Source organism: Paenibacillus sp. 05T425 (assembly GCF_056396205.1).
Window position 1 is genome coordinate 465417 of sequence record NZ_JBFTLA010000004.1, and the last position, 17688, is coordinate 483104.

Annotated in this window: 14 protein-coding genes and 1 pseudogene; 6 read left to right on the forward strand and 9 right to left on the reverse strand. The window is 48.0% G+C overall.

Annotated elements, in window-relative coordinates; genetic code table 11:
- Positions 1-44: 44 nt before the first annotated feature.
- The gene (locus tag AC1DF0_RS11165; protein ID WP_477573950.1) at positions 45-1103 is read left to right on the forward strand and encodes a YfiT family bacillithiol transferase; all 1059 of its coding nucleotides are present in this window, start codon (positions 45-47) and stop codon (positions 1101-1103) included.
- A 27-nt stretch (positions 1104-1130) separates the two neighbouring features.
- Here the strand turns inward: AC1DF0_RS11165 and AC1DF0_RS11170 are convergent, their stop codons facing one another.
- Positions 1131-1550, reverse strand: coding sequence for a CBO0543 family protein (locus tag AC1DF0_RS11170; RefSeq protein ID WP_442050356.1), 420 nt, complete (start codon positions 1548-1550; stop codon positions 1131-1133).
- A 167-nt stretch (positions 1551-1717) separates the two neighbouring features.
- Complete coding sequence (locus tag AC1DF0_RS11175) at positions 1718-2572, reverse strand: manganese catalase family protein (RefSeq protein ID WP_442050357.1); 855 nt, start codon at positions 2570-2572, stop codon at positions 1718-1720.
- Positions 2573-2711: 139 nt separating this feature from the next.
- Here AC1DF0_RS11175 and AC1DF0_RS11180 point away from each other — a divergent pair, with 139 nt between their 5' ends.
- Positions 2712-4415, forward strand: coding sequence for a ribonuclease J (locus AC1DF0_RS11180; protein ID WP_477573951.1), 1704 nt, complete (start codon positions 2712-2714; stop codon positions 4413-4415).
- A 133-nt stretch (positions 4416-4548) separates the two neighbouring features.
- Here AC1DF0_RS11180 and AC1DF0_RS11185 read toward each other — a convergent pair whose 3' ends face one another.
- Positions 4549-4932: an AMP-dependent synthetase and ligase gene (locus AC1DF0_RS11185; protein WP_477573952.1), complete on the reverse strand. Its 384-nt coding sequence runs from the start codon at positions 4930-4932 to the stop codon at positions 4549-4551.
- A gap of 107 nt (positions 4933-5039) precedes the next feature.
- Complete coding sequence (locus AC1DF0_RS11190; RefSeq protein WP_442050360.1) at positions 5040-6266, reverse strand: MFS transporter; 1227 nt, start codon at positions 6264-6266, stop codon at positions 5040-5042.
- A 218-nt stretch (positions 6267-6484) separates the two neighbouring features.
- On the opposite strand from AC1DF0_RS11190, the gene AC1DF0_RS11195 reads away from it, so the two are divergent.
- Positions 6485-6811 (forward strand): WGxxGxxG family protein, encoded by a 327-nt coding sequence (locus AC1DF0_RS11195; RefSeq protein WP_442050361.1) that lies wholly within the window; start codon positions 6485-6487, stop codon positions 6809-6811.
- 88 nt (positions 6812-6899) lie between these two features.
- Here the strand turns inward: AC1DF0_RS11195 and AC1DF0_RS11200 are convergent, their stop codons facing one another.
- A complete protein-coding gene (locus AC1DF0_RS11200) occupies positions 6900-8084 on the reverse strand; it encodes an MFS transporter (protein ID WP_442050362.1) in 1185 nt (394 codons plus the stop codon).
- Positions 8085-8178: 94 nt separating this feature from the next.
- On the reverse strand, positions 8179-9654 hold the full coding sequence (locus AC1DF0_RS11205; protein WP_442050363.1) for an alpha-L-fucosidase: 1476 nt from the start codon (positions 9652-9654) through the stop codon (positions 8179-8181).
- A 232-nt stretch (positions 9655-9886) separates the two neighbouring features.
- On the opposite strand from AC1DF0_RS11205, the gene AC1DF0_RS11210 reads away from it, so the two are divergent.
- On the forward strand, positions 9887-10819 hold the full coding sequence (locus AC1DF0_RS11210) for a glycoside hydrolase family 43 protein (protein WP_477573953.1): 933 nt from the start codon (positions 9887-9889) through the stop codon (positions 10817-10819).
- Here AC1DF0_RS11210 and AC1DF0_RS11215 read toward each other — a convergent pair.
- Positions 10809-11957 (reverse strand): chromate transporter, encoded by a 1149-nt coding sequence (locus tag AC1DF0_RS11215; protein ID WP_477573986.1) that lies wholly within the window; start codon positions 11955-11957, stop codon positions 10809-10811. The two genes, AC1DF0_RS11210 and AC1DF0_RS11215, sit on opposite strands and share 11 nt — an antisense overlap.
- A 116-nt stretch (positions 11958-12073) precedes the next feature.
- Positions 12074-13318, reverse strand: a complete 1245-nt coding sequence (locus AC1DF0_RS11220; RefSeq protein ID WP_477573954.1) for a helix-turn-helix domain-containing protein — start codon at positions 13316-13318, stop codon at positions 12074-12076.
- 122 nt (positions 13319-13440) lie between these two features.
- Here AC1DF0_RS11220 and AC1DF0_RS11225 point away from each other — a divergent pair, with 122 nt between their 5' ends.
- Positions 13441-15714, forward strand: a complete 2274-nt coding sequence (locus AC1DF0_RS11225) for a beta-glucosidase (protein WP_477573955.1) — start codon at positions 13441-13443, stop codon at positions 15712-15714.
- 134 nt (positions 15715-15848) lie between these two features.
- Positions 15849-16490, forward strand: a complete 642-nt coding sequence (locus AC1DF0_RS11230) for a hypothetical protein (RefSeq protein WP_477573956.1) — start codon at positions 15849-15851, stop codon at positions 16488-16490.
- A 45-nt stretch (positions 16491-16535) separates the two neighbouring features.
- Here AC1DF0_RS11230 and AC1DF0_RS11235 read toward each other — a convergent pair.
- A pseudogene (locus AC1DF0_RS11235) lies at positions 16536-17342 on the reverse strand (SpoVR family protein); the annotation flags it as partial.
- Between the last annotated feature and the right edge of the window lie 346 nt (positions 17343-17688).

The following is a 17688-nucleotide window of genomic DNA, read 5'->3' on the forward strand; positions in this document are numbered from 1 at the left end:
TTACGAGCGTACTGGTATTCCATTTTGGAGAGGAGGAAACAGGAATGGAAGAAAGCGCGGTGCTGCATGAGTTGATGACGCGCAAAAGATCGGGAACGCCTATTGTCGTCATGATGTGCGGGGTGGCGGGTTCGGGCAAAACGACCTTTGCTCAGAAGCTTGAGTCGGAAGGGTTCGTTCGTCTATCGATCGATGAAGATATTTGGGCTACGAAGGGACGATACGGAATCGATTATCCGATTGACAGCTATGAGCAGCTTAAGGCGGAATCGGAGCAAAAGCTACGCAATTATATGGTCTCTTTAATAGAAGGAAAGCAGTGCGTCGTCGTAGACTTCAGCTTCTGGCAGAGACAGCGGAGGAACGAGTATAAGCGATCGATTGAGGCTGCTGGCGGCGAGTGGGAGCTTGTCTATTTGAAGGTTTCACCTGATGAATTGCGTGATCGGCTGCGTATCAGAAGCGAGCGGTTCGATGCCAACGCGGCTTTCACCATTACCGAGCAAATCTTAACTTCGTTCTTGAACGGCTTCGAGACCCCTTCCGGCGAAGGGGAAATCGTAATCGAGCAGTTACCGCTGGATGGTCTGCGATACCCGATTGGGAGGTTTGAGTCAATAGATGTGTCTGCCGAAGCAAGGGCTGACTTCATAGCGCAAATCCCCGATATTGTCCCCGCCCTAAGACGATTAACGGATTCGCTTACTCCTGAGCAGCTCGATATGTCCTATCGAGCGGGAGGCTGGAGCATTAAGCAGGTCGTGCATCATATGGCGGATAACGATATGAATGCATATTTGAGGTTCAAGCGGGCGCTAACCGAGGATGAGCCGACAGGAAGCGCATATCGCGAAGATTTATTTGCCGAACTCAGCGACTATAAGGATGTGCCTATAGAGAGCTCGCTCTCCTTACTGGAGGCTCTTCATGCCCGGTTTCACATCCTGCTTCAAGGTTTGAATGAGGAACATTTCCAAAGGAAGCTTAGGACACAAGTGTTAGGGAGCATTACCCTCGACATTGCGCTGCAAAGATTCGTATGGCATAACCGCCATCATACGGCTCAGATCGAGCTTGCGACGAAGCAAGGAGCAAGGTTGTAACGACTAGCTGACCTAGGTCATGGCAAGTCAACGCGGCTTCACCTTATTGAAAAACCCGTATTTATCGAGCAGCTTGTAATAGAGGTACACGAGTATTAGCGCCACCGCATAGGAGACGAATGTCCAGCCTATATTCCAGCCGTTGCCGTACTCCGCTTTGCCAAACATTAAAGCGATGAATTCGAGCACCGTATTGAACAGACTGATGCAAGCAATCTTGAGCCAAGGCCGGCGTTTATTTCTGACTATCCAATAGATCATGAAGGATGCCATGACCGGATAAAGTCCAAGGTCCAATGGAAGCGCGGAAAGCGTCTCGTCATTATCGATTTTCGGCGTGAAATCCCAAAAGCCGAGATGATAACCGACGTCGTTGATTAAAGCGGATACGGTTGCGGCAACTGGAACTATCAAATAAATGACTATGGGCGCTTTTCTATGTAACATTATTCCGAATATCCAGGGAATTACGAATCCGACAACAATATTAATCCACATGGCTACCCCTTATTTGTTCGTTTTAAGGAAGTATTTCCTTGGATCTAACATTCGATTCAAATCGCCCCTGTGCTCTTACCGGTACAGAGGCGATTTTTGTTATTGGTGTACGACCGTTATCTCGTCAAATCGCTTAGTCCAGGACTATGCTCATTTGGCATATCGGGCATCTGTGGAACCGGAAACCCTGCTGGCGGATCAACGACTGATAATTGTCCGCTATTACGACTTGGACTCTCGCCTTGGAAGATTTCGCCAATTCGCGTCGGATCCAATCGGAAATTAAATTGCATGTTGTGATAGCCCATATCAACATATTTGCGACACTCCGGGTATTTGTTAATATCGTAATTCGGGACAGGGAACAGCGAGCCCCAGTTAACACCGAGCGTTTCAAGCGCTTTGGCAAAAACGTTCTGATGGGCATTGTCTCTGACAATAAGGAAGCCGAGCGTTTCACGGAACGTTTTGTTTGAGCTCATTTCATATATTCTCGTTTTTTGCAATACGCCTGTTGATTCGAGGACAACATTGTTCAACATATCGCTAATTAAATTGCCATGGCTGTACACCCAAGAACCGTTCCAAGGATTGCCGCCCGCATCGACTGGCAGTGAGCTTTTGGCGCCCATTATAAAATGATGCGGATTGGCATGCTTGACCGCTTCGTCGATCGGGGCATCATCGGTTCCTGCGTTTCCTGGTGTCGAAAGACCGGCGCCGTTTAGCAGTTGATTGATCGTATTTTGTACCAATTCCACATGTGCGATTTCCTCAAGAAATACCCCTCTAAGCAAATCCCTGAACTGCTTTTCCTTGCCTCGAAAATTCGAAGATTGGAAGAAATATTGCATCATTGTGCGCATCTCGCCAAATTGCCCGCCTAGCGTTTCTTGAAGCACTTTAGCCGCAGCCGGATCAGGCTGATCAGGTTCGATGATGTTGATTAGTTCTTCTTTGTAGTAGTACATATTCTTGTATTCTCCTTATTTTCGAGATACTCTAATTTCTGCATCGAGCACTGGTTTTATCCGCAAGATTTAGAATTATGTGTCCCCCCGGGGGATATAATAAAGCGGACTTCAACCAAATTAAGGAGAAATTGTGCACATGCGAACAACGATGGACGACCGCAATGAAATTATCAATGATGCCAAATTGTCGATATGCGCCCTCGGAGGCGTCCATGAAATCGGTAAAAACATGTACATCGTTCAGTATGGAGACGATATTGTTGTTATTGATGGGGGCTCTAAGTTTCCAGATGAAAGCCTTCCTGGCATCGACCTCATTATTCCGGATATTACGTATTTGCTGCAAAACAAGGACAAGGTCGTCGGGATGATCGTTACGCATGGTCACGAGGATCATATCGGAGGAATTCCTTACCTTTTGAAGCAATTGAATATGCGTATATACGGCACCGCGCTTACGCTTGGATTAATCAAAGGCAAGTTGAAGGAGAACGGATTGCTGGACCAAAGCGAGTTAATCCCTATTGACGGAGATTCCAAAATTGAACTGGGCTCGATGAGCGCTACCTTTTTCCGCACCAATCATAGCATTCCCGACTGCATAGGCATCGCTTTCGAGACGCCTGAAGGCGTCGTCGTCCATACGGGCGACTTTAAGTTCGACCTGACACCTGTAGGGGGACAATATCCCGATATTCATAAGATGGCTGCGTTAGGTGAGAAAGGCGTGCTTGCGCTGCTCTCGGAGAGTACAAATGCCGAACGGCCGGGCTTCACGCCCTCTGAACGTGTTGTCGGCAAGCATATCGAGGAAGCGATCCTGTCTGCGAAGAACCGCGTGTTCATATCCACCTTCGCCTCGAATGTTCATCGGCTTCAACAAATTATCGATGCCGCCGTAATAACCGAACGTAAGGTTGCTTTACTCGGTAGAAGCATGGTCAATGTGGTTGCTGTAGCTACCGAATTAGGACATTTGACCATTCCGGAAGGGATGCTCATCGATGCTACGGCCATCTCTGAAGTGGAGAGAAGCCGGATAGTCGTACTTTGTACAGGAAGCCAAGGCGAGTCTATGGCGGCGCTTGCCCGCCTGGCAAGCGCCAGCTACCGCGGAGCCGAAGTCTTGCCGGGGGATACCGTTATCCTTGCATCATCTCCGATACCAGGAAATGAGCGGGCTGTTGCCACCGTTGTCGACAACCTGTTTCAGTTGGGGGCGCATGTTATTTACGGATCAGGGTCTACAACTGGACTTCATGTATCCGGTCATGCCAGCCAAGAGGAACTCAAGCTGATGCTGACGCTTATGAAGCCGACCTATTTCATCCCGATTCACGGCGAATATCGGATGCTGTTGCAGCATAAGTATCTTGCCGAGTCGGTAGGCGTTCAATCAGATAACATCTTTATCGTAAACAATGGAGATGTAGTCGATATCGAGCAGGGGGTTGTTGTACAAACCCGTAAAATTCCGGTGGGCAATATGTTGGTTGACGGGTTTGGCATTGGAGATGTCGGGAATATCGTCCTTCGCGACCGCAAGCATCTTTCCGAGGACGGCATTATAGTCATCGTCGTGACGCTTAGTAAATCAGATGGGTCGATCTTGTCAGGTCCGGACGTCATTTCGCGCGGCTTCGTCTATATGCGGGAGTCGGAAGGCTTGATTGATGCAGCCAGCAAGCTCGCGTTAAAGGCAATCGAGAGCCTGCACGAGGATGGCAAGCCTGTGAAGTGGACCATGATGAAACAGAAAGTCAAGGAAGCCGTCGGCAAGTTTCTGTATGCTCAGACAAAAAGAAGGCCTATGATTTTGCCTATCGTAATCGAAGTATAGGTAATAAAATTTCAAGCAAGAAAAAAACGACTTTGTATGCTGCTTACGGAACAATAAATGTTACCGGGAAGCTCCTGCACAAAGTCGTTTTTCGTTAATTCGTTAATCGAGTATAGCAGATTGCGGTATTGCTTTAGTTGGAGTAGCTTGGGAAGCTATTGCTGTGCATATGCGATTGAGCATTGGTTTGGGAGTAGGCCGGAATGTTGCTTGCGCTGTACGATGCCGTTGTAGAAGCGGAATGTGAAATTTGTTGGCAAATGGCATTGATTTGTTGAAGCTGTTGAATCGCCGTTTGATGCCCTTGAAGAGCAGTTTGAATGATTGAGGCTGCTTGATGCTCTCGTTGTGCGATTTGCTCAAGCTGCATCGCATTGTTTTTCTCTTGATTCAACAATTGCTGGTACTGCATGGAAGCTTGTTGTGTTTGATGTACAAGTTGTTGGATTAGCTGTTCGGCATGGGCTAGTTGTTGTTGTTGTTGGGAAACAACTTGGTTAGGTTGAAATGGGTTCATGTTATTATTCCTCCAGTAGAATTAATTTTTGTGACTTGTCTAATTTGAGAAATGCCACGGTTAAATATGCAATGATAATTTTCTTCTTATTCCCATCTCATGATGCTCTAAGCAGTTCCCTTGCGAGCTTTGTCTTTTTGATCAGGCTTAATCGCCCATAATGCCAGTAATGCGCAAGCTAACCCCACACCGCCGTACATATAGAACATGGAGGATTGATGCTTTAACAACAACGAGGCGACAAGAGGACCGGAAGCTACACCGATAAATCTTGCGCTGCTATATAAGGAGCTTAATGTCCCTCTCTGTTCCTTTTCGATTCCTTCCGTTATCAATGCATCCAAGCTTGGCAGCGTGATCCCGATTCCGATTCCTCCGATAAATAGGAGGGATAGAAGAAATATCTTCCCTGCTAAAGGAGCGAAGCCGCAGACGATCATTGCTGCTGATAGTATCGTTGTTCCTGCTACGGTACACCATCTCATTGTTGATTTATTATCGCTTACCCACTTCCCTGTCAAATACGAAGCCAAGCAAATAGCTATTAATGGAATGGATAGCAGCATGCCTTTCCATATCCCATTCAGATGATAGCGTTCTTCAAGGTGGGTCGACAGGAAATAAAGGAAACCGAACATCACGAACATAGCCATGCCGCCGATCGTAAATACGGCATACAGCCAGCGCCCTTCTCGGGCGATAATCGGCTTAATGATTTGAAATAGTTTCTTAAGTGTTAATGAATTGGACTTACTGGACTTCGGAGCTTTAACAAAGATTAGGATTAATATGACGGATATCAACGAAATAATCGGGATAATCGCAAGTGGCAAATACCAAACAACCAAAGCTAGCGCTGACCCCAGAATAGGGCTGAGCACTTTACCGAAGGTATTAGAGGTTTCGATCATGCCTAATCCCTTGCTGACTTCCTCTTCGTTCTTGAACATGTCACCGACTAACGGAAGCACAATGGGGAAAGCGCCGGCAGCCCCGATTCCTTGTATAATTCGACCAATCAGAATCATTCCATATGCATGAACACCCATTAGCCAAGCGGCTAAGCCTGAAACTACCCCCCCGATACAAGCGAGTAATAATCCAATAAGAATAATCCTTTTTCGCCCGAAACGATCGGAGAGATAGCCGGCTATGGGAATACAAGGAATCGACACGACGGCATAGAGCGTAATGATTAGACTGGATTGAACGGATGAGATTTGAAGTTTCTTCTGCATCAAGGGAAGAACGGGAATCAACATGGAATTGGCAAGCGTCATTATTAATGGAATCGATGCTAGTGCAGCTAAGTCCCTTTTTTTGCCGTCCGGCATAAGAGTCACCAATCGCTTTCTGAGTAGGGATGGCCAGCAAATATCGACTTATCATTTCTAAAGGATTACGATCTTAATCATTGGCTTTAATCCGACTATTTATGTGCGAGAAGTATGAATAAAACGAATATTTTACATCTACGTAGTTTGTGAATATTCAGCGCGTTTCTGACGGAAAATAATCAAGCTTGTACTCTAACTTGAAGAGGGGTAAGAAGATGAAGAAGTGGTTAACAGTCTTTAGCCTAGCAGCATGCTTGATGATTTTCTCCGCGGTTCCAGCCTTTGCCAACAACGCGACACGGATGTATGATACGCCGGCTGACGACGTTCGTCATGGCGTCAACCAAGGAATTAACGCAACAAACCGCGCGCTTGGCACGGACATCAATCGTATTGATAACGGGAATACGGTGCGCACGAATAACTACAGAACGAATGCCGTTGATAACGACGATGGATTTGATTGGGGCTGGCTTGGTCTTCTCGGTTTGATAGGTCTTGCGGGTATGAGAAACCGCGGCCGCGAACGCGATCACGCTTAAAGTACAGTTATTCGTTCATGTTTAGTCGTCATAACCAAAGAACTCCACTCTGATGAGGGAGTTCTTTGGTTTTTTGTACGTTCACCAATCAATAAGATTTGGTTCGAAGCGATAACACGAAACATAACGCTAAAATGACGGAGGCTGCAAAATAGGGGAAATTGATGTTTAGATCGAATAAAACTCCTGCGACGATCGGACCGGAAATGTTGCCTAAGCTCGTAAAAGCGGAGTTAAGGCCTGCTACATAGCCTTGCTGACCGAGTGCCATCTTGGACATCTGCGTGCTGATTGCCGGGCGAAGGATATCCGTGGCCAAAAATACGATGAAGGTCACAACGACAACGAGCCAATATTTATGTACGAATAGGGTCAGCAATACGAATACAGCCGCGATGATCAAACAAATCGAGATCACTTTTTTCTCGCCAAAATGGTCCAATATCCATCCAAAAATCGTTAATTGCACGACTGCGCCGGAAATTGAGCCGAAGGTAATAATAAAGGCAATGTCCTTGGCAGTGAACTGGAACTTATGGTCCACGAACAAGCTGAATACCGTTTCATAATTAGCGAGTCCGAACGAGGTGACGAATACGAGGATCAAGCTCATAAAGTAGGGCTCTTTGTACGAGCGGAAAAGCTGACTCAGCAGCCGTTGTTTGGCGGGATTGGCCTGCTGAGCAGCTTCTGTACGGTTCTGCTTCGAATGAGCAGACTCCGGCAAGACAAGCGCTGTAATGAGGGCGGCGACAAGCCCGGCAACGGCAGCAGCATAGAACGGGACTCGCAGCCCGAATTCGGCCAGATAGCCGCCAATACCCGGTCCGATAATGAACCCGGTTGTAATGGCTGCATTAATATAGCCCATGCCGGCAGCTCTTTCCTCATTGGATGTAACATCCGCCGTATAAGCCATAACGGCAGGCATAATAAGCGCTGCGCCAACGCCTCCGAGCATTCTGGATACAAAAAGAAACAGCGGCCCGTTCGAGATGCCGAACAGCCACTCGGAAACAGCGAATACAATCATGCCGGCAATAATTAGTTTTTTGCGACCGAGTGAATCCGACAGTCTTCCTGCCAGCGGCGAGAACAACAGTTGCGTTAAAGAAAAAGCGGCAACAAGCAAACCAACGATGCTGCCGCTAATATGCAGTTCGTTCATGTACGTCGGCATGATTGGAATGATAAGTCCAATACCGGTGAATACCAAGAAGATGTTAAGCATGAGCAAAAGGATGGTGGCTCTATTTCTAAGCAGTAATGACATGATGTAAGAACCTCCGAGTATTGATACTATAATTTGCTTTAATTACCTTGGATCTATACCATTTGTTGCTTTCACTGGACTATTCCGCTGCGAATTAATCGACTACGATGCGGAACACGACGGGATGAGTGCTTCGGACTGTCGTTGTCTTGATCGTGAGTGCTTCATCTGTCCGTTCCCATACTGGCTTTTCCTCGAAGCCGAGTACCGTAATATCCTTAATCAGCGCCTGGAAATGATGCGAATGGTTCTTGAGCGAGCGAATGTTCACGACTCCGTTCTCCGGATAGACCAGAACGGTCGCATAGAGAATGCTCCCCTTGACGGTGAAGCGGATATCCTCGCTAGTGAATGCTTTCCCTTTACCGTCGGTGAATTGGCCTTCCTCTACTTCGGTCGGGCCTTCTCCAAAAACTCGCCAATAGGTGGAGTCGTAGATTGCCTCACCATTCACTTGAAGCCAGCCGCCGATATCAAGCAGCACTTGGCGGTCTTCTTCCGAGATTGATCCATCGGCTTTCGGTCCGACGTTGAGCAGAAGATTACCGTTTTTGCTTACAATATCGACCAAGTCGCGAATGATCTCGACAGCCGGCTTATATTCATTATTAACGGAATGTGACCAAGAGTTTCTTGCGATGGCTGTATCCGTCTGCCAAAAGTACGGCTTCAGCTCTGCGAACTGTCCGCGCTCAACGTCAGGAACTGCTGTGCCAAGCATGAAGGCATCATGCTTGTAATTAATAGCTGCCGGATAACCGAGTTCTGCCGCTTTGTTGTAGTAATACGCGGCGAACTTCTTTAAATACGGCTTGAAAGCTGCGGTTTGGATCCACCAGTCGAAATAAAAGACGCGGGGCTGGTAATTGTCGACAAGCTCGCAGCAGCGAATGAGCCATTCCTCCAAGTACTGCTCGCTAGGCGGCGAACCTAATAGATCATGATGGTCGGGCTCGGGCATGGCCGGCCAGTAGAAGTCACCGATGGCAAGCGGCTCCTTAATATCGGAATCGAATGTTTTGCCGTGCGACATGAAGAACCAATGCTCCGCACGATGGGAAGAGGCGCAGAATACGAGAGCGTTACGCTCGAAGGACGTTTTCATCTCTCCTAGCAGATCCCGCTTCGGACCCATGTCGTATGCGTTATATGGAGAAACGGCGCTTCGGTACATCTGGAAGCCGTCATGATGCTCGGCAACCGGCATGACGTACCTTGCTCCCGATTGCTTGAACAGCTGCGCCCACTCTTCGGCATTGAAATTAGCCGCCGTGAACATAGGAATGAAGTCTTTGTAGCCGAAATCCTTATGTTCGCCGTAAGTGGCGAGATGATGCTTATACTCGTCGGAGCCTTGAATATACATATTTCTTGAATACCATTCGCTGTAATGCGCTTGAATGGAATAAAGCCCCCAATGAATGAAGATGCCGAACTTTGCGCGGCTGTACCAGTCAGGTACCTCGAACGCCGATAGCGAATCCCAATTATCTTTGAATTTCCCCTTGGAGATCGTAAGGTCAATCGTTTGCAAATATTCGCTTTTGTCTATCGTGTTGTTTACACCCATTTGTCATGCTCCTCCTTAACAACAATTTCATTCCTTTTCATTGTAGTATTAAGGCGAGCTGCGCCCTAGGTAGAACATTAACATTCTCTTGTACAAAACTAACTTCCGATTGGATAATAGATCAGTACGATCCTATCATATATCATTTTAGTTAGCTCTTCGATTTTGTATATTTTAAAGGATAGCTTTAACTATTCCCGAACAATACGATACACGTCAGGAGAGCGAATTAATGGATGCTTATTTATTTGTACATTTTAAGGAGAAGAAGACGCCGGACGGCGAGCAGGTTTATTTTGCGCTGAGCAAGGACGGATTCAACTGGGAGCAGGTGAATGACGGGTTGCCGGTCCTATGGAGCAAGCTAGGGGACGAAGGAGTCAGGGACCATACGATTGTACGGACTAGGTCAGGCAAGTTTTATATTTTAGCAACGGATCTTGGCCTTGCTAATGGCTTCGATACCAAATACAGAGGCAGCTGGGGGAACATAGGGAGAGAGGGGAGCAAATGTCTTGCGATGTGGGAATCGGACGATCTCGTGAACTGGTCTGAGCAGCGGATGATTCCTTTAGGCGATGAAGACTTCGGTTGTTTGTGGGCGCCGGATGTTATCTATGATCATCGGAATGAGGATTATGTCATTCATTGGTCCTCTGCCCACGCCTCCAACAACTACGGGCACAAAGCGATCTATTATTCCCGAACGAAAGACTTTGAAAGTTTCACTTCTCCGCAGATGTTATGCCGGAAGGACGGCAGCGGCATTATTGATTCCGCCATCTACGAGGAGAACGGCTTATTCTATCGTTTTCTTAAGAGCGAAGCGGATCCTGCCAGCATTATTTTGCAAAAAGGAAAAACGCTCACTGGCGAATATACGCGAATTGAAGCGTTCGAGGCGGAGATGGCGAAGCTTGAGAGCACAGCGTATGAAGCGCCGACGGCGTTCAAGCTTGCCGATGGCAGATGGTGTTTATTGCTTGATTTCTACGGCGTACAGGGTGAAGGTCAAGGATATGTTCCATTCATTGCCGATGACATCGATAGCGGAGTATTCATTCGTTCCGATGCAAGCTTCAACTTCCCGTACCGCTTCAAACACGGTACTGTTCTATCCATCACGTCGGAAGAATACGATCGCATTCTCAGAATCAAAGCTTAACCGCATCCATGCAGATACCGGCGAAAGCGCCTAGAAGGACTACGAGCCAAGGCGGCAGTTTCCAATAAACCAATAACACGAATAAAACTGCCGCCAGAGCAAAGTCGACAGGCTTCATGATCGAGCTTGTCCATATCGGATGATAGAACGCTGCCAGTATCAAGCCGACAACACATGCATTTATTCCCGTTAGGGCGCTCTGCACCTTCGCTATTCTCCTAAGCGAGTCCCAGAAGGGAAGAGCGCCTGCTATAAGCAGGAAAGCAGGCAGAAAAATGGCAATCGTCGCGATTATTGCGCCGAGCCAGCCGTTCAGCATAGCGCCTAGATAGGATGCGAACGTGAACAAAGGTCCCGGAACAGCTTGCGCTGCGCCGTATCCGGCAAGGAACTGTTCTTTTCCAACCCCGAGAGCGCCTACAAGTTCTGTCTCCAGCAGCGGCAATACGACATGACCGCCGCCAAACACAAGAGAGCCCGCGCGATAGAAGCTGTCAAAGAGGGCTATCTCATTCATCGGTACTAGTATTCTTAGGATAGGCAACCCTACTAATAGCGCAGCAAATGCGATTAGTAGAAAAGCTCCGCATTTTCGGCTGACAGGCATGATCGTTATAGGCAGCTCAGGCAATCGGTCAGTCTTGAACAGGAATAAGCCGATTATACCCGCCATGATGATCAGGATTAATTGACTGTAAGCGGACTGCCACATCAGGCTGACTGCCGAAGCCAGCACAGCAATCGTAATTCTAGTCTTGCCTTGTGTAAGCTTCTGGCCCATTCCTAGAATCGCTTGAGCAACGATTGCGACCGCCACGATCTTCAATCCGTGAACCCAACCGGCAGATCCAATATCGACATGCTGTAGCAGCATGGCAAACAAAGTTAATGCTAGTGCAGAGGGCAGCGTGAATCCAACGAAAGCGACAATTCCGCCTAGGATTCCAGCTCTTAGGATCCCAATACCGATTCCGACTTGGCTGCTTGCCGGTCCCGGCAGGAATTGGCTTAAAGCAACCAAGTCCGCAAAGCTCCGCTCGTCCAGCCAGTTTCTGCGTTTTACGTACTCTTCATGAAAATAGCCCAAATGAGCAATCGGACCACCGAAAGACGTTAATCCAAGCTTAGTAGAGACCATCAGAACTTCTAGCAGCGCCCTTAACAACAGTTACGACTCCTTCCATTTATAGCATTCTAACTATATTAGCATTCAATCGCATGGCTTTGTTTTAAGATATGATGTTATTTGTTCTCTCACTTATCTGCCGATCCTCGATCCCGATATTGCTTGGGGGTCATATTAGCGTGTTTTCTAAATAGTTTACTGAAATGGGTTTGATCGTAATAATTGAGCTTCGAAGCAATCGTTGACAGAGGCTCGTCGGTCAGTTCCAGCAGCCTCTTCGCCTCCTCCACTCTTTCCTTCTGAATGTATTGGCTAATGGTCATATTTGTTTCTTTGCGGAACAAATGCGACAAATAATTTCTGTTCAAGTGAGTCAGCTCCGAAAGCTTTTGAAGCGGGATATCCTCGTACATGTGGTTGAAAATATATGCCTTGCAGGCCGCAATCGGCCGAGAAGAGCTGTTCATCTTACTGATGCTTACTCGCTCGGTAAAGTCGAGAAATGCATCCATTAGAGCTATATCAACCGCTCGCGCATCCCTTAGCTCCTCGATATGCTGGATATGCAGATCACTCAACGTATATGCGAGTTCAGCTTGCAATCCTCCATCCATCGCCGCGCGAGTAGCAAGGGTAATGCCGCTTATGGCCAAGTTTTTGATATTCCGCAACTGGCTTCGCTTGGAGAGCACGCCTGCTCCTTCAAAGGGAAGGGTAATCATCATGTTAAGAAGAGCAGCTTTGTCTCCGTTGCTGATCGTTCTTAGCATCCTTGTCTCATGATCCCGATCCGAATGGAATAGGGACAGCTCCCTGCGATTGGAGAGCGTTAGCTCGGCACTGTCTTCATATAGAAATCGCTGCTCATGGCGGAAGTTGTACTCCAGCACATCGGTGATGTCTAATGCCTCGCCGTTCACAAGTAAATAAGACAGCACACTAATGTGGAACAATCGCGAACGGTTCACGACAGGCAGACTACGCAAATATTGAAGCCACATCGCTTGCTGCTTATAGGGAACATCATTGTCGTTTAGGATATTGCTGACAACCATTTCGGACAATGCCTGAGTAGTAACGGGACCAATGATCATTGTACCGATGCATTCCTGGTTCCGATGAACGGGGAGCAATATATACTGGTCCCAATACGGTGTCGTATGCACAATGGGGAGAGTGAAATCCTGAGCGTTCGGTTGGAGTGAGTAAATAAGCGCAAGCTGCTCACGGTAAAGCGGACGGATCTGGTCATTGCAGTTGGAGGTCTCGACATATTCCAAATCGCCGCTTTTGCAATGAACCGGCAGTTGGATGCTTTCATGGATAAGCTTGCACAAGTAAGAAAGTTCAATATGGGAGTTTGTAGCATGCATTCGAAATCACCGCCTTACAATCATCTTATTTTTCTAATAAATATACCATAATGAGTAAGCGTCTTCATTTATAATCTTCTTGCAAGATAAGCGAAATCATAGGAAGAAGGAGGAAATACAAAATGAAACGCGATCTTCAAAAACTAATAGCTCAAATGACGTTGGAGGAAAAGGCGGGGATGTGCTCCGGACTCGATTTTTGGCATCTGAAAGGTGTTGAACGGCTCGGTATTCCTTCTATTATGGTAACAGACGGTCCGCATGGGTTGCGCAAGCAAAAAGGCGACTCCGATCACTTGGGTGTTTTTAATAGCGTTCCCGCCACTTGTTTCCCTTCTGCGGCAGGACTTGCCGGCTCGTGGGATCGGGAGCTGATCAAGCAAGTTGGCGTTGCTCTAGGCGAAGAATGCCAGGCAGAGGATGTTGCCGTGCTGCTCGGACCTGGTGCCAACATAAAACGTTCTCCGCTTAATGGACGCAACTTCGAATATTTTTCGGAGGACCCGTATCTTTCGTCTGAAATGGCGGCCGCTCATATCGGTGGCGTGCAAAGCCAAGGCGTCGGCACCTCTCTGAAGCATTTTGCCGTCAACAACCAGGAGCATCGCCGGATGTCGGTAGATGCGGTCGTAGATGAGCGTACGCTGCGAGAAATTTATTTGGCAAGCTTTGAGGGTGCTGTCAAGAAAGGTCAGCCATGGACCGTGATGAGCTCTTACAACAAAGTGAATGGCACGTACGCATCGGAGAATGAACGTTTGCTTACTCATATATTAAAGGAAGAATGGGGTCATGAAGGGTTCGTCGTATCCGATTGGGGCGCCGTCGACAAACGCGTGAATGCGCTGGCTGCAGGCCTTGAGCTTGAGATGCCGGCAAACAATGGCTATAGCGATAAGGAAGTCGTCGAAGCGGTCAACAGCGGAAAGCTTTCGGTGGAGACGCTTGATCATGCGGTCGAAAGGCTGCTTCGGATTATTTTCATGAGCGTTGACCATAAGAAAGAGAATGCCTCCTATGACCAAGACGAGCATCACCAGCTGGCTCGTCAAGTGGCGCGTGAAAGTATGGTGCTGCTTAAGAATGAGAGCTCGCTGCTTCCGCTAAGCAAAGGGATGAAGATCGCTGTCATTGGCCCGTTTGCCGAGAAAGCGAGATATCAAGGCGGAGGAAGCTCGCACATCGTACCTACAAGGATGGATGTGCCGCTTCAGGAGATCAAGCAGCTCGCCGGCGATTCCTCATCGATCCTGTACGCGAAAGGGTTCACTCTTGAGGGCGATCTAGAGGATGATGTGCTGACGGAGGAAGCGAAGAGGGCGGCAAGCGAAGCGGAAGTGGCCATTATTTTCGCCGGGCTTCCGGATCGGTACGAGTCTGAGGGTTATGACAGAAGCCATATGCGACTGCCCGACAATCAGAATCGTATCATCGAAGCGGTTGCGAGCGTGCAAAGCCGCATCGTCATTGTTCTGATGAACGGATCTCCCGTCGAAATGCCATGGGAAAACGATGTTACTAGTATTCTTGAAGCGTATTTAGGAGGGCAAGCGGTTGGCGGAGCAATAGCAGACATCCTGTACGGCATCGCCAATCCAAGCGGCAAGCTGGCAGAAACATTTCCGATGAAGGTAAGCGACAATCCTTCGTATTTATTTTTCCCGGGATCGGGTGATCGTGTGGAGTATCGGGAGGGTCTGTACGTCGGTTATCGGTACTATGATGCGAAGCAGACGAAGCCATTGTTCCCGTTCGGACATGGACTGAGCTACACGACATTCGATTATTCGAATCTGACGATTGACCGCAAGGAGATCAACGATACGGAAACGGTAAACGTTCAAGTTACGGTTACGAATACGGGACTTCGCGCAGGCAAAGAAATCGTACAGCTCTATGTCAGGGATGTAGCGAGCACGATAGATCGGCCTGATAAGGAACTGAAGGGCTTCGCCAAGCTAGAGCTTCAGCCAGGGGAACAGAAGACGGTTGTGTTCGAGCTCGATAAACGCTCCTTCGCGTATTACAACGTGGAGTTGAAGGATTGGCATGTGGAAAGCGGACAGTTCGCGGTATTGATTGGCCGTTCGTCGGAAGATATCGTGCTCGGCGGTACGCTGACTGTCACATCGACCGTAGAATTACAAGCGACATACCACCGGAACTCGCTGCTTGGCGACTTGCTGAACAACCCGAGAACAGCGCCGATGATCGGGCCGATGCTTCAGCAGATGCAGAGCATGATGCCGCTAGGCGAAGATGCCGAAGAGCATGGTGCCGAGATGATGAAGGCGATGATGAACTATTTGCCCCTTCGTAATTTGGTGTCGTTCAGTCAAGGCGCGTTTACGGACGCGATGCTCTCTGACCTGCTTGATCAATTGAATCAATCATAGTTCGCCTATGTTCATAAAACCGATTCCTGCGGGAGTCGGTTTTATTTTGAGTGAACTTGTAATTGCTTCCTGAACCTATTATTCTATCGTCAGAGATGCATAGACTAGAATTACTCAAATCAGGAGGAAGAAATATGAGGAAATGCGAAGTGGATTTGCCGGAGCCGAAGTTATTAAAGGAACGTATGCGCCGGCTAGCAGCGCTTGATCTGATATTATGCGAGGAAGATTGGCTGTGCGTTCATCAATACATGCCTGATTGGGCAGAGGACGTAGAGGTTGGGAAAATCGACAATGGGGCCGGCGACGATTTGTTTGTTGTATTTGCACAGGGAGGTGTCATTGTAAAGGGCTTTGATCATGAATCTCCCTATAGTCCACATGCGCAGGATGAATATGGAGTATGGCCAGGCATGTATGAGCAGGTTCCTGAAGCTTTGCTTCCATACGTGCAGGACGAAGCGCTAAGCACGGAGGACGTAACGTTTTGTTATTGGCGCATTCAAGGCGACGAGCACTGGTATAGCGGCGAATATGAGCGACCCGAGGGATTGGACGACGGCTCGGATTTTTTGCTTGGCTACTTGAACGATACAGCGGATAGCTATGCCGAGTGGGCGAAGAGTTATTTTGAGGTTGAGGTGGACTTGCCAGCGGTGAGGCAACTTATCGAGGATGGAAGGGCCTCGGCGGCAAACATAGCGAAACTTAACCCGGAGCGGAATATCGAGGATGTTCTCGGACAACTGATTAAGTTAGGCGTGACCATTGAATAGGAAGGTGCCTAATCGCCTTAATAGCGATTAGGCACCTTTTATGACTTATAGAAACTTTCGGCTCGTCTTCTTCCCATCGCAGCTGAACACGATCTTCTTATCCTCCACGAACGTTTCCAAATGCACGTTTTTGCCCCACAGCTGCACGACATAAGGCAGCGTACGCTCCACATACTTAAGGTCCAGCTCCGTGCCTTCATAGTTGTGGCTCAGATACAGCTCGCCGACGCGGTTGAAGTCGCCGTCCTTGACGTAGAGGCTTGGGAAACCGCCATTTACCTTCGAATATACGAGTTGCTCGCGGATATTTTCCCACGATTTATCGGTAATTTTCCACTCCGGTCCTTTTTTCTCGAAAATGTACAGATCGAGGTCGTCGACAAGCTCCTTGGTCAAGTAATTACGCAAGAATGAGATGTCGGAATCGAACTCTCGTACCTCGAAAATTTTGTCCCGTCCTTTGCCCGGCACGCGGCCGAAGCGCGCCATTTCTTCCTTCGTCGGCTTATCCCAGCGGCGCTCGATATCCTCGAATATTTTCAAGCCTAAGTAATAAGGATTGAGGCTATGACGTGAAGGAACGACGACTGACGAATTAAGCTTGGCAAATTCGATCGTCTCGTCGCTCGTCAAGTCGAGCTCGCGGATAATGCGCTGATGCCAATAGGAAGCCCAGCCTTCGTTCATAATTTTAGTCTCGATCTGCGGCCAGAAGTACAGCATCTCGTCACGCAGCATTGTCATGATGTCGCGCTGCCAGTCCTCCAGAATCGGCGAGTATTCTTCGATGAACCAGACGATATCCTTCTCCGGCTCCGGAGGGAAGCGCTTGACATCGGAGGCTTTCGCCGCCGCTTCGCGTTCGGCGGAGGCGCTCCTTTTTGTTCAAACGCCAAATTATTCGTTTTACAGGAATTCTAACGGGAGACAATAGTTCAATCATTGAAGCGGCAGACCAGAATTTGGTCTGCCGCTTTGTAATAGTTCAGTTCATAGGGCTTTTTTCATTGTCTACAATATAGGGGCTTGACCAAATTTCATCGGATAACCCAGGGACTTATTCCAATGTCTATAATAAGGGGGCACTTCACTTCGTACGGGGATCATTCTGAAAATATACGGCTTGTAGCATCAGGATGCTATTGGATTGAAGATAGCGCTGCTCATTCGATAACCGTGTCAACTAAGCTGATAAAAT

Coding starts and splice junctions, on each gene's coding strand:
- AC1DF0_RS11165 (WP_477573950.1), top strand. CDS start 45: ATGGAAGAAAGCGCGGTGCTGCATGAGTTGATGACGCGCAAAAGATCG.
- AC1DF0_RS11170 (WP_442050356.1), bottom strand. CDS start 1,550: ATGTTACATAGAAAAGCGCCCATAGTCATTTATTTGATAGTTCCAGTT.
- AC1DF0_RS11175 (WP_442050357.1), bottom strand. CDS start 2,572: ATGTACTACTACAAAGAAGAACTAATCAACATCATCGAACCTGATCAG.
- AC1DF0_RS11180 (WP_477573951.1), top strand. CDS start 2,712: ATGCGAACAACGATGGACGACCGCAATGAAATTATCAATGATGCCAAA.
- AC1DF0_RS11185 (WP_477573952.1), bottom strand. CDS start 4,932: ATGAACCCATTTCAACCTAACCAAGTTGTTTCCCAACAACAACAACAA.
- AC1DF0_RS11190 (WP_442050360.1), bottom strand. CDS start 6,266: ATGCCGGACGGCAAAAAAAGGGACTTAGCTGCACTAGCATCGATTCCA.
- AC1DF0_RS11195 (WP_442050361.1), top strand. CDS start 6,485: ATGAAGAAGTGGTTAACAGTCTTTAGCCTAGCAGCATGCTTGATGATT.
- AC1DF0_RS11200 (WP_442050362.1), bottom strand. CDS start 8,084: ATGTCATTACTGCTTAGAAATAGAGCCACCATCCTTTTGCTCATGCTT.
- AC1DF0_RS11205 (WP_442050363.1), bottom strand. CDS start 9,654: ATGGGTGTAAACAACACGATAGACAAAAGCGAATATTTGCAAACGATT.
- AC1DF0_RS11210 (WP_477573953.1), top strand. CDS start 9,887: ATGGATGCTTATTTATTTGTACATTTTAAGGAGAAGAAGACGCCGGAC.
- AC1DF0_RS11215 (WP_477573986.1), bottom strand. CDS start 11,957: ATGGTCTCTACTAAGCTTGGATTAACGTCTTTCGGTGGTCCGATTGCT.
- AC1DF0_RS11220 (WP_477573954.1), bottom strand. CDS start 13,318: ATGCATGCTACAAACTCCCATATTGAACTTTCTTACTTGTGCAAGCTT.
- AC1DF0_RS11225 (WP_477573955.1), top strand. CDS start 13,441: ATGAAACGCGATCTTCAAAAACTAATAGCTCAAATGACGTTGGAGGAA.
- AC1DF0_RS11230 (WP_477573956.1), top strand. CDS start 15,849: ATGAGGAAATGCGAAGTGGATTTGCCGGAGCCGAAGTTATTAAAGGAA.